The 12,420-nt window shown below is 57.2% G+C and carries 11 protein-coding genes; 2 read left to right on the top strand and 9 right to left on the bottom strand.

Going from position 1 to position 12,420, the window contains the following annotated elements:
* Window positions 1-5 precede the first annotated feature (5 nt).
* From paoC to P0H77_RS12335, 6 genes are all read right to left on the bottom strand, one after another.
* Complete coding sequence (gene paoC, locus P0H77_RS12360) at window positions 6-2,213, bottom strand: aldehyde oxidoreductase molybdenum-binding subunit PaoC (RefSeq protein WP_276157202.1); 2,208 nt, start codon at window positions 2,211-2,213, stop codon at window positions 6-8.
* Window positions 2,214-2,217: 4 nt separating this feature from the next.
* Window positions 2,218-3,168, bottom strand: a complete 951-nt coding sequence (locus tag P0H77_RS12355; RefSeq protein WP_276157201.1) for a xanthine dehydrogenase family protein subunit M — start codon at window positions 3,166-3,168, stop codon at window positions 2,218-2,220.
* A complete protein-coding gene (gene paoA, locus P0H77_RS12350) occupies window positions 3,165-3,725 on the bottom strand; it encodes an aldehyde dehydrogenase iron-sulfur subunit PaoA (RefSeq protein ID WP_346429436.1) in 561 nt (186 codons plus the stop codon). Before paoA ends, P0H77_RS12355 begins: the two co-directional genes overlap by 4 nt.
* 154 nt (window positions 3,726-3,879) lie before the next feature.
* The gene (locus P0H77_RS12345; RefSeq protein WP_276157200.1) at window positions 3,880-5,205 is read right to left on the bottom strand and encodes a cation:proton antiporter; all 1,326 of its coding nucleotides are present in this window, start codon (window positions 5,203-5,205) and stop codon (window positions 3,880-3,882) included.
* A gap of 129 nt (window positions 5,206-5,334) precedes the next feature.
* Window positions 5,335-6,345, bottom strand: a complete 1,011-nt coding sequence (gene gap / locus P0H77_RS12340; protein ID WP_276157199.1) for a type I glyceraldehyde-3-phosphate dehydrogenase — start codon at window positions 6,343-6,345, stop codon at window positions 5,335-5,337.
* Window positions 6,346-6,423: 78 nt separating this feature from the next.
* Complete coding sequence (locus P0H77_RS12335) at window positions 6,424-7,404, bottom strand: helix-turn-helix domain-containing protein (protein ID WP_276157198.1); 981 nt, start codon at window positions 7,402-7,404, stop codon at window positions 6,424-6,426.
* Between the two features lie 132 nt (window positions 7,405-7,536).
* Between P0H77_RS12335 and P0H77_RS12330 the strand changes: the two genes are divergently transcribed.
* Window positions 7,537-8,289 (top strand): PhnD/SsuA/transferrin family substrate-binding protein, encoded by a 753-nt coding sequence (locus tag P0H77_RS12330; RefSeq protein WP_276157197.1) that lies wholly within the window; start codon window positions 7,537-7,539, stop codon window positions 8,287-8,289.
* A gap of 73 nt (window positions 8,290-8,362) precedes the next feature.
* Here P0H77_RS12330 and ychF read toward each other — a convergent pair whose 3' ends face one another.
* Together ychF and pth are read right to left on the bottom strand one after the other, a co-directional pair.
* Window positions 8,363-9,454 (bottom strand): redox-regulated ATPase YchF, encoded by a 1,092-nt coding sequence (gene ychF, locus P0H77_RS12325; RefSeq protein ID WP_194206724.1) that lies wholly within the window; start codon window positions 9,452-9,454, stop codon window positions 8,363-8,365.
* Window positions 9,455-9,570: 116 nt separating this feature from the next.
* Complete coding sequence (gene pth, locus P0H77_RS12320) at window positions 9,571-10,155, bottom strand: aminoacyl-tRNA hydrolase (protein ID WP_276157196.1); 585 nt, start codon at window positions 10,153-10,155, stop codon at window positions 9,571-9,573.
* A gap of 269 nt (window positions 10,156-10,424) precedes the next feature.
* On the opposite strand from pth, the gene ychH reads away from it, so the two are divergent.
* On the top strand, window positions 10,425-10,697 hold the full coding sequence (ychH, locus tag P0H77_RS12315) for a stress-induced protein YchH (RefSeq protein ID WP_276157195.1): 273 nt from the start codon (window positions 10,425-10,427) through the stop codon (window positions 10,695-10,697).
* A gap of 47 nt (window positions 10,698-10,744) precedes the next feature.
* On the opposite strand, the gene dauA is transcribed toward ychH, so the two are convergent.
* Window positions 10,745-12,409 carry a C4-dicarboxylic acid transporter DauA gene (gene dauA, locus P0H77_RS12310; protein WP_276165119.1) on the bottom strand — a complete coding sequence of 555 codons (1,665 nt, stop codon included), beginning with the start codon at window positions 12,407-12,409 and terminating at the stop codon, window positions 10,745-10,747.
* Window positions 12,410-12,420 lie beyond the last annotated feature (11 nt).

Here is a 12,420-nt window from a genome sequence, read left to right as displayed (position 1 = left end):
GGCGGTCATCCTTTCAGCGCCGGTTCTGGCATCTCTGCCAGCAGTTTGTCGAGGGTAATCGGGTATTCCCGCACCCGGACGCCAGTCGCATTATAGATGGCGTTGGCAATGGCCGCACCGACGCCGCAAAGGCCCAGTTCTCCGACGCCTTTAGCCTTCATCGGCGACGAAATCGGGTCCGTTTCATCAAGGAAAATCACCTCCTGTTCGGTGATATCGGCATGCACCGGCACTTCATAGCTCGCTAAGTCGTGATTGACGAAGTAGCCCAGGCGTGGATCCACCACCAGTTCCTCCATCAGCGCAGCACCTGCACCCATGGTCATCGCGCCGATCACCTGACTGCGGGCGGTTTTAGGATTCAGGATCCGTCCCGCGGCACAGACCGCCAGCATGCGGCGAATGCGCACCTCGGCGGTAAACATATCCACGCCGACCTCCACAAAATGCCCGGCAAACGTGGACTGCTGAAACTCTTTATCCAGATTACCGTATTCCATGGTGTCTTCTGCCGTAAGCCGCCCGTCTTTTACCGCCTCGGTAAGGGCAAATCGCCGTGGGCCTGCCAGGACCTCGCCGTCACAAAAATCGAGGCCGTCACTTTTCAGGCCGAGCCGCTGTGCGACCTGCTCACGCAGTTTGACGCAGGCGGCATACACCCCAGCGGTGGAGGTATTTGCTCCCCACTGGCCGCCGGAGCCGGCTGATACCGGGAAGTCGGAATCGCCGAGTTTCACCATCACCTTTTCCAGCGGGATGCCGAGCATCTCCGCCGCCGTCTGGCCGATGATGGTATAGCTGCCGGTGCCGATATCGGTCATGTCGGTTTCGACCGTTAATGTTCCGTCCGGGTCCAGATGGACACGCGCACCGGATTTATCCACCATGTTATTACGAATGGCAGCGGCAACGCCCATCCCCACCAGCCAGCGCCCGTCGCGGACCTGCCCGGGGCGGGCAACACGATCCTGCCAGCCAAAGCGTTTCGCCCCTTCGCGCAGGCAGATATTCAACTGACGTTGAGAAAAAAAGCGCTCAGGCTGGGTGGGATCGACCTGGGTATCATTGAGAATGCGAAATTGCACCGGATCGATGCCGACTTTCTCCGCTATCTCATCAATGGCGATTTCCAGCGCCAACAGGCCCGCCGCCTCGCCGGGCGCGCGCATGGCATTGCCTTCCGGCAGATCGAGTTCGGCAAGCCGCAACCCCGTCTGACGATGGTTACCCGCATACAGCAGATTGGTTTGCTGCACCGCGTTCTCCGGCGTGCCGCCCGGAAGATTGCCGGACCAGCTCAGATGGGAAATTGCAGCAATACGTCCGACCTTATCGGTGCCAATACGGATCTGCTGAATAGTCGCGGGCCGATGGGTGGTGTTATTGGCGATCAGCGGGCGCTGTAACATCACCTTCACCGGTCGTTGCAGCGCCCGCGCACCCAGCGCCGCCAGCAGGGCATCGCTGCGCAGGAACAATTTACTGCCGAAGCCGCCGCCGATATAAGGCGAATAGATCCGCACCTGTTCAGGCTCTATCTTCAGTGTCGCTGCCAGCTCTTTGCGACACCAGGCGATCATCTGGTTTGATGTCCAGACGGTTACTTTATCGCCGTCCCATGCGGCCATCGACGCGTGCGGCTCCATCGCAAAATGCGACTGATCCGGGGTGGTATAGGTCGCATCAAGTTTGACTTCTGCGGCGGCAAACGCGGTGGAAAAGTCGCCGGTGATGCTGTCAGGGGTATCTTCTGGCGGGGTGTTAACCTCCGGTCGGGCCTTTGCTAAATCGAAGTTGCCCTCCTGCGGCTGGTAGTGCACCTCCACCAGACTCGCCGCCGCGCGCGCCTGTTCAAATGTTTCCGCCACCACCAGCGCCAGCGCCTGATGATAATGCTCTATCTCCGGGCCGCCGAGCAGAGTGGCGGTATTCATCTCGCCTTTGCCGAGAGGCCCGGCATTTTCTGCGGTGACCACCGTCAGCACGCCGGGAGCACGACTTGCGGCGTCGGTATTGATGGCGTTAACGCGTCCTTTGGCGATGGCGGAGCCGACCACATAGCCATAGGCCACATTGTCGACTTCACTATGCCATTCATAAGCATAATGCGCGCTGCCGGTGGTTTTGAGCGGCCCGTCGATACGATCGCGCGGCTGGCCGACCACGTTCTGACGGTCGATGGGATTTTCGCTCGCGGGTTTGTCGAATTTCATCTGCTTATTCCCTCGCTTCTGCCAGGACCGAGGCGAGCGTGCGCTCTGCCAGCGTCAGTTTGAATTGATTGTCATCCGTGGGACGGGCGTCGGCGAACAGCCGCTGACAGACCGCTTTCGCCCCGTGGGCAAGTTCTGCCTCCGCGTCCGGCATGCGCCAGGGTTGATGCGCCACGCCGCCCAGGGCGACGCGACCGCTGCCATCGGAATGGATGATGACCGCCACCGAAACCAGGGCAAACGCATAGGATGCCCGGTCACGCACTTTACGATAAATATGCGTGCCGCCCACCGGGGGCGGCAGGGTAACGGCGACGATCAGTTCGCCGGGAGCCAGATTGGTTTCAATATGCGGCGTGTCACCCGGCGCGCGGTAAAACGCATCCAGAGGCAAGCTGCGCCGGGTGCCATCAGGCTGGACGGTTTCAACAACCGCATCAAGGACCCGCATCGCCACCGCCATATCGCTGGGATGGGTGGCGATACAATGGCTGCTTGCGCCAACCACCGCTAACTGGCGGCTATAGCCCTTAAGCGCCGGGCAGCCGCTGCCCGGCTCACGTTTATTACAGGGCTGATTGGGATCGTAGAAATAGGGGCAGCGGGTACGCTGGAGCAGATTGCCCGCCGTGGTCGCCTGGTTGCGCAACTGGCCGGAGGCACCTGCCAGCAGGGCGCGGGTTAATACCGCATAATCACGCCGGATGCGCAGGTCGGCAGCCAGATCGGTATTGCGCACCAGCGCGCCGATCCGCAGGCCGCCCTCTGGCATCGATTCAATCTGGTCCAGCGGCAGACCGTTAACGTCGATCAAATGCCCCGGCGTTTCGATTTCCAGCTTCATTAAATCCAGCAGGTTGGTCCCCCCGGCGATAAACCGTGCGCCGGCATGCTGTGCTGCGCTGGCTGCCGCCTGGGTCAGCGTAGTGGCGCGCTCATAGGTGAACGATTTCATTTTGGTTCACCCCCGGCAACATCGCTAATGGCGGCCAGAATGTTGCTGTACGCGCCGCAGCGGCAGATATTACCGCTCATCCGTTCGCGAACCTCGTCAGCTGTCAGGCCGGAAGGGGCCAGCAGATCGTCTGTGACGTGGCTCGGGATGCCTGCTTCAATCTCTTTTAGCATCGCTACCGATGAACAGATTTGTCCCGAGGTGCAATAGCCGCACTGGAAACCATCGTGTTTAACAAATGCCGCCTGCATTGGGTGTAAATCGTCCGGCGTGCCGAGACCTTCAATGGTGGTGATGTCGGCATCCTGATGCATTACCGCAAGCGTCAGGCAGGCGTTGATCCGCCGTCCGTTAACGATCGTAGTGCAGGCACCGCACTGACCGTGATCGCAGCCTTTTTTGCTGCCGGTCAGATGGAGATGTTCACGCAGGGCGTCGAGCAGGGTGGTACGGGTATCAAGATCCAGTTCGTATTTTTCACCATTGACGGTGAATTTCAGATGCGCCGTTTCTACTGGCGACAGACAGCCAGTGGCGCTGGACGATTGCTTACACATAAAGATTCTCCAGTATTCAGGGAGCAAAAAACCAATAACTCAAGGGCGCGGTGCGCTATTTTTGGAATATCTTTAAGCGTAGACGGCTTTTCGGCTTGTGAGGTGGAGAAGGTGATGAGGGCGCGCCAGCGTCAATCCGGCGGCCCCGTTAGCGTTAGCGCTGTTCTTTTTTGCGCCGTAAGGTGAGCAGCGGCGTCACCGTAATGCCATGCACCAGCACGCTGATGGTCACAATGGTGATGGCGGTATCCGTCACCAGGCTCGCGCCATCCCCCTTAAATTCGTGCATATACGCGAAGGCGATATAGTTCAGGCTGCCAATACCGCGGATCCCCAGCCAGCCGAGGCTAAGTCGGTGCAGCCACGCGTTTTTTGAGCGCAGGGTCACCAGCAACACGGCCAGTGGGCGGATGAGGAAGAAAATAATAAACGCCAGCGGTAACGCGGCGCTGCTCCAGTGCTGCGCCAGGGTGATGCCAAGAATGATGATGAGCGCCGCAGCAAACAGGCGTTCTACGGTATCGCCGAAAGAGAGGGCATCGCCGATGATAAGCCCTACCGATTTGATCGGATTCTGCACGTTAAGACCGTGGCGGGTATGCGGATTCACCAGCATTTCAGCTGGTAAATCATCCTCGTCTTCCTTCTGATCGGCATGTCTTTTTTGTACGCTGATTTCGGTGCTGCGCAGCCCGACACCAGCGGCAAAGGCGGCCAGAAAACCGGACGCGCTGACCCACTGCGCCAGCGCAAAACTCAGACAGATTAACGCCAGTGCGACAAAATCACTCGGCGCAACCTCGCCCTGCGCATGGCGTGAACGGGTTGCCATCATGCCGATGAAGCGTCCGAGAAGAAACCCAATCGCTAAACCGCCGACCAGCGCCCATACCAGATCGACGCTAAACCATTTCAGCAATTCCTCACCGCTTAGCGCCGACCCGGCGTTATTCCACAGCAGGGCGAGGATTAAAAAGGGCAGGGCCGTACCGTCATTCAGTCCCGCCTCGCTGGATAACGAAATCCGCAGCCGGTCGCCGTCCTGGGCATCGTTAATCGCCACCAGGCTCGCCAGTACCGGATCGGTAGGCGCGAGGATCGCGGCAAGCGCCAGCGACAGCGGCCATGAAATGCCGGTCAGAAAGTGCGAGACCACCATAATGCCGCCAATAGTGAGTAGCATCCCCGGCAATGCCAGCATAATGCCGGTTTTCCAGAAGGAGAACCTCAGCGGCAGGCGGATTTTCAGCCCGGTAATAAATAACGACGCCGCCATCGCAATTTCCGTGATCCGGCTGGTTAACGACGCGTGTTCAACAATATCAATGCGTAGTATTCCCAGCCCCCACGGACCGCAGGCAATACCCACCAGTAAATACAAGCCAAAGACCGGAACCGCAAAACGGCTGATCCAGCCATAGGACAACGACATTAAGAGTAATAAGACGCCCGTCGCCGCTGTCCACCCCAGATACCCCATACTTCACCTCTAAACGAACAGCTCAATCAATAGGTTATAGTTGGTAAAGAAAGGATGTACCAGTAAGAGAGGACATTACGAGGCGGAAGCCATAAGGCTGGCGTTGAGTCGCCAGCCCTGCGGGAAGGATTACTGCTCTTTCCGGGCCATAAACAGCGCCAGATCAACCAGTCGATTAGAGAATCCCCATTCATTATCGTACCAGGCGAGGATTTTCACCATGTTACCGCCGATCGCCAGCGTGGAAAGCCCGTCAATAATCGATGACCGGGGATCGCCCTGATAATCGCTGGAGACCAGCGGTTCATCGCTATAGCCGAGAATACCCTGTAATGGACCGGATGCCGCCGCCTCACGAAACGCAGCGTTAACTTCTTCCGCCGTGACATCACGTTTAAGCGTGACGGTCAGATCGACAATCGACACCACCGGCACCGGAACGCGCAGTGAATAGCCCGTCAGTCGGCCATCCAGTTCCGGGATCACTTTCCCCAGCGCTTTAGCGGCACCGCTGGAATAGGGCACGATGGACAGCGCTGCCGCACGCGCGCCGCGCAGATCTTTCTCCGGCTGATCGTGCAGTACCTGGCTATTGGTATAGGCGTGAGTGGTGTTCATCAGCCCATGTTCAATACCAAAATGTTGATGAAGTACCAGCGCCGCCGGAGCCAGCCCGTTGGTGGTGCAGCTCCCGTTGCTGACCACGGAATGTTTCGCCGGATCGTAGTGTTGATGATTAACGCCCATCACGATCGTTAAGTCATCCTCTTTGCCCGGCGCAGAAATGATCACCCGTTTTGCGCCACCGCGGTGAATATGCACGGCGGCCTGCTTACGCCCGGTAAAGAAGCCGGTCGCCTCGATAACAATATCCACATTCACGTCGCGCCACGGGATGTTGGCCGGATCGCGTTCGCTGAAAACGCGGATCCGCTGGCCGTCGACAAGCAGCGCATCATCAGCCGCTTCAACCGGGACAGGGAGCGTACCGAGCAGCGAATCGTATTTCAGCAAATGCGCCAGCGTCTTACTGTCCGTCAGATCGTTGATTGCCGCGATCTGAATATCCGGGTTGCCCAACGCTGCGCGTAAGACGTTGCGTCCGATCCTGCCGAAACCGTTAATACCGACCTTAACCATAATCAACTCCTTCTCTCAGTTGTCTGAAGTTACTGTAGGACGCAGGAGATGTGGCGTAAATGACAAAAATAGATCACTTTACGCCATTTTACGGCAGTGGAAGCGCTGGCGGTAGTCGCCGGGCGTCAGGTGAAGCTGCTTTTCGAAAATCCGGCGCAGGTTAATACTGCTGCCAAAACCGGTTTGTTCGGCGATGCGATCCAGCGATTCCATGGTTTGCTCAAGCTGTTGCCGGGCCGCGGCCAGACGCGCTTCCGCCACGTAACGAGCAGGTGAGACACCGGTTTCCCTGGTGAAGACGCGGGTAAAATTTCGCGGGCTCATCGATACCTGCTCCGCCAGCCTTTCGACGCACAGATCCGCCGCGAGGTGCTGTAAAATCCAGCCCTGCAAGGCGCTAATCGGGCCTGAGGTACTGGCCTGTTTGAGATTAAAGCGGCTGAACTGGAGCTGACCACCGGGACGGCGCAGGTACATCACTAAATCCTGCGCCACGTCGCGCGCGAGGGTAAACCCATAATCTTCTTCTATCAGGGCGAGGGTTAAATCAAAGCCGGAACTGACGCCGCCAGAGGTCCAGATCGGACCGTCCTGAATGTAGAGCGGCCCGCCTTCAACGTTCACCGCAGGGTAGGTCTTCTGCATCGTTTCCAGCAGCCGCCAGTGCGTCGTCGCACGCCGTCCATCCAGCAGGCCGCTTTGTGCCAGCAGCATCGCGCCGCCGCAGATAGACGCCACGCGCCGGGCGTGGGGAGCGGCGAGGTTGAGCCAGTCGACGACCGCTGTGCCTTCCTGAGCATTTAAACCGCGCCCGGTGATGATGATGGTGTCGAGGGGCTCTCGCGGATCAATATCCGGCAGGCGGTGATCGGCCAGCAGATTTAGTCCGGATTGACCGTGGATCACCTGATGCGGCTGGGGAGTGGCAAGGGTGATGCTGTAGCGCGAGCGAGCACACTCACCCTGATGCAGACGGTTGGCCTGCATCAGGATATCCGCAATACCGGCGGCTTCGAACAGCATCCCGCCATCGGGGACAATAATCAGTATTTTCTTCATGTCCTGAAAAGTACATCTTGTATAAAATAAGTCAACTGTGACTGCGGAAATTTTTGGCACATTAGTCGGGTAAATTCGTTACCTTACCGGCTAACCTTAATGCTCCTTCGGGTTTCCAGCAGGAGAACGCCCATGCAGCAAACGATTTCACTGCCAATGTACAGACCGCAAAGCCACGAGACACGCGCCTTGCTCCAGGCCATTCAGCTACTGTTAGCGGAAAGAAATATTGTCGCCAGGCTGGCTTTTCCGGCAGCTGATTTGCTTGCCCACTGGCGTGGCAGCGATGTGCTGTTAAGCCAGACCTGTGGATTTCCGTTGATGACCGCGCTGCCGGACGTGCAGGTGGTGGGCGGGTTTCACTATTCCGCGCCGGGGTGCGAAGGCGTTAATTATCGTAGTGCGCTGGTGGTTCGTCTCGAAGACCAGAATAAGACGCTGGCGGATTTCTTCGGCAGGCGCGCGGCCTGTAATGCCGTTGATTCGCAGTCCGGTTTTAACGCATTGAGGAAAATGGTCACGCCGCTGGCACAGGAGGGCGCTTTTTTCTCACAGGTCGTGATAAGCGGCAGCCACCGTCAGTCGCTGGTGGAGATCGTCAACCAGCGTGCGGATCTCGCCGCTATCGACTGCGTGACGCTGGCACTGTTACGGCGCGATGAACCGCAACGAATGCGTGAACTGGCGGTGATTGGCTATACGCCTTCAACGCCGGGACTGCCGCTGATTACTGCGGCACAGACGCCACGCGAAACCGTGCAGGGCTTACGCGAGGTCCTGCATACTCTGGTCACCTCTGCCCGCTACGCTGAACGCTGTGCCTCGACGTTGATTAGCGGATTCAGTACACTGCCGCGTGAGGCGTACAGGGTATTACTGAGCTAAGGGCAAAAGGCTGAGGCGTGAGTGGATAAAAAAAATCCACGCCGGAGCGTGGATTGTGGAGGGCAAAAGAGGGCTAGACGTTGAACAGGAAGTTCATCACATCGCCATCTTTAACGATATAGTCTTTACCTTCCGCACGCATCTTGCCGGCTTCTTTCGCGCCCTGTTCACCTTTATAGGTAATGAAATCGTCAAAGGCGATGGTCTGTGCGCGGATAAAGCCTTTTTCAAAATCGGTGTGGATTTTTCCGGCCGCCTGCGGTGCGGTTGCGCCGACAGGGATGGTCCAGGCACGCACTTCTTTCACGCCTGCGGTGAAGTAGGTTTGCAGGTTCAGCAGCTCGTAGCCTGCACGGATCACGCGGTTCAGGCCCGGCTCTTCAATGCCCAGCTCGGCCATAAACTCGTCGCGGTCGGCGTCATCCAATTCGGCGATATCGGATTCGACGGCGGCACATACGGCAACCACGACGGAACCTTCTTTCGCGGCGATTTCGCGGACTTTATCCAGATATGGATTATTTTCAAAACCGTCTTCATTGACGTTGGCAATGTACATGGTCGGCTTCAGGGTCAGGAAGCTCAGGTAGCGGATAGCGGCTTTGTCTTCATCCGTTAACGCCAGCGCGCGCAGCATCCCGGCGTTTTCCAGCTGCGGCAGGCATTTTTCCAGCGCCGCTTGCTCAGCTTTAGCGTCTTTATCGCCGCCTTTCGCTTTTTTCGACACGCGGTGCAGGGCACGTTCACAGGTATCGAGATCGGCGAGCGCCAGTTCGGTGTTGATAGTATCAATGTCTTCTGCCGGATCGACTTTACCTGCCACATGAATGATGTTGTCGTTTTCAAAGCAGCGCACGACGTGACCAATAGCTTCAGTTTCGCGGATATTGGTCAGGAACTGGTTGCCCAGACCTTCACCTTTGGACGCGCCTTTTACCAGACCGGCGATATCGACAAATTCCATCGTGGTGGGCAGGATGCGTTGTGGTTTGACGATTTCGGCCAGCTTATCCAGACGCGGATCGGGCATCGGAACGACACCGGTGTTCGGCTCGATGGTACAGAACGGGAAGTTTGCTGCTTCAATACCGGCTTTGGTGAGCGCATTGAACAGAGTGGATTTTCCGACGTTGGGTAAGCCGACGATACCGCATTTGAATCCCATGATGTAGATCACCTTAATATCTTGATAATCAACCTGTTATCGATAACAGATTGTATAAAAGTAAATAACTTAGCCTATTATACACGGAGCCAGACAAAAATACCGCACATCGCGGCCTATTGCGCCCGGAAAGCGTGTAAGCGGTTCGTCGCTTTGGTCAAACCTTCTTTCAGCCAGACCTCAGTACAGCGCGCCGCTTCGTCAACTGCATCATCAATCAGCTTTTGCTCCGCCGCCTGCGGCTTGCCGAGCACAAAACCAACAACTTTGTTTTTATCGCCGGGATGACCGATGCCGAGGCGTAAGCGGTGAAACCCAGGGTTATTGCCTAATTTGCTGATGATATCTTTCAGGCCGTTATGGCCGCCGTGACCGCCGCCGAGTTTAAATTTCGCCACCCCTGGCGGCAGATCCAGTTCGTCATGCGCCACCAGAATTTCATCGGGATTAATGCGATAGAAGGTTGCCATTGCGGCGACGGCTTTACCGCTCAGATTCATAAAGGTGGTGGGAACCAGCAGACGTACGTCTTCCCCGGCCAGCGTCAGGCGCGAGGTATAGCCAAAAAATTTCCCCTCTTCACGCAGCGGGGCGCGGTGACGCTCGGCCAGCAAATCCACATACCAGGCACCCGCGTTATGACGCGTTGCCGCATATTCCGCGCCGGGATTCGCCAGGCCGACAATCAGTTTTATGCTCACGTAGTTATTCCTGAAGGGTCGATATTTTGCGCGTAGTGTACTGTCTGTGCGGGGTAATGACAAAATTACGCGACGGGGATGTGAAAAGCGCATTAATTGCCAAAATGAACTATTAGAATTTTATGCGATTCAATGGCTTATTTGTAAATTTATGTTGACTTTATGTTCATTAATGTGATCCGCTACGCAATCCTCGCCAGGGTGGGTGGCTATACTTTATCCACAAGGAAAAGGGGTTTTCCCTTCCACCCAACGATCCGGAGGTTCATATGAAACGTAGAAACGCTTCGTTATGCGGTAATACACTTATGGTGTTGGGCCTGGTCGTGATGGTCGTCGGCGTCGGATATTCCATTCTGAATCAGTTACCTCAGCTTAACCTGCCACAGTTTTTCGCGCATGGTGCGGTATTCAGTATTTTCCTCGGCGCTATCCTGTGGCTGGCCGGAGCGCGTATCAGTGGGCATGAGCAGATCAGCGATCGTTACTGGTGGGTACGCCACTACGATAAACGCTGCCGCCGCGACGGTCGCCATAGTTAACCAGAATTAAAAAAAACGGCCCTCATCTGAGTGCCGTTTGGGGAGCGTTAACTGGACGTCGTGACATCTTCCAGCGCAGCGTCACGATTGGGATAGAACGCCAGCCGGCCCGGCATCGGTTTTATGCCGGCGCGTGCCATCGTGCGCAGCGGCTGAAACTCCAGGTTTGATACCCGCAGCTCACATCCTTCCGGTAACTTATTCACAAAGCGCTGGAAAGCATCCAGCCCACCTGCGTCGAGGATCGGTACCGCATCCCACTTCAGTACGACAATACGCTTGCCGACAATACGCGATTCCAGCTCGGTGAATAATCCTTCCGCCGCGGCGAAAAACAGCGGACCAATGACCCGCAGCACCAGCACATCGTCAGGGACGGTCACATTAACCGGCGCGAAGCGGGTCATGCGGGCAATCCGGCGCATAAACAGCAGCGAGGCCAGCACGATGCCGACGCTTATAGCGATAACCATATCAAACAGCACCGTCAGTGACATGCAAATTAGCATGACGATGATGTCGTCTTTCGGCGCGCGGCGTAGCAGGTTAATCACTTTATGGGCTTCGCTCATGTTCCATGCCACCATCAGCAGCAGCGCGGCCATCGCCGACAGCGGCAGCCAGGAAAGGAGCGGGGCCAGCACCAGCAGCGCCATAATAACCAGTATTGAGTGAATTACCGCCGAAACGGGAGACGTCGCTCCGGCACGCACGTTGGCCGCTGAACGGGCAATCGCGGCGGTGGCGGTAATGCCGCCAAAGAAGGGAGCGACGAGGTTGCCGAGACCCTGACCGATTAACTCGCTGTTGGCTTTATGCTTGGTGCCGGTCATGCCGTCAAGCACGACGGCGCACAGCAGGGATTCAATTGCACCGAGCATCGCCATGGAAAAGGCGGCGGGAAGCAGGGCGCGCAGCGAGTCCCAGCTCAGGGTAAAGGCGGAGCCGGGCAGATCCCACGGCAGGATCAGCTGGGGTAGCAGCTGTGGAATACCGTTCCCTGTTGAGCCATCAGCCAGCACATAGTGGAACTGTGAGCCAATCGTCGCCACGTTGAATCCCATTATGTTAACGATAGCCATCACCGCGCAGCCCGCCAGCAAGGCCGGCAGGTGGCCTGGCAAACGAATGCCCAGCCGCGGCCAGAAAATCAGCGTTCCCAGCGTCACAACGCCAATGGCGGCATCGCCCAGGTTGATGGTCGGTAACGCCATCACCAGCGCGCCTACCTTTTGCAGGTAGTGTTCCGGCACATGCGCCACTTGCAGGCCGAGGAAATCTTTAATCTGCATGGTGCCGATGGTGATGCCAATCCCGGAGGTAAAGCCGAGGGTGACGGAGAGCGGAATATACTCAATCAGTCGCCCAAACCGCGCCAGCCCAAAGAGCACCAAAAACAGACCAGAGATTAACGTCGCCATCAGCAGGCCCGACAGACCAAACTGCTGCGCTACCGGATAAAGGATCACCACAAAGGCAGCTGTTGGCCCCGAAACGCTAAAGCGCGACCCGCCGCTCAGGGCGATGACAATCCCGGCAACGGCGGAAGTATAAAGGCCGTACTGGGGTGCTACGCCGCTGCCAATAGCCAGCGCCATCGCCAGCGGGATGGCAATGATACCGACGGTGATGCCCGCAATGACATCGCGCGTAAAGCGTGAGGCGGTGTACTTCTCTTTCCAGCACGCATCAATCAGGGCGCGGAAAGGCATCACATCTGGAG

Origin of the sequence: Superficieibacter sp. HKU1 (assembly GCF_029319185.1) — a bacterium.
In the GTDB taxonomy this organism is placed as follows: Bacteria; Pseudomonadota; Gammaproteobacteria; order Enterobacterales; family Enterobacteriaceae; genus Superficieibacter.
Note: the sequence above shows the minus strand (reverse complement) of the source record. Positions and strands in the feature narration are given on the sequence as shown.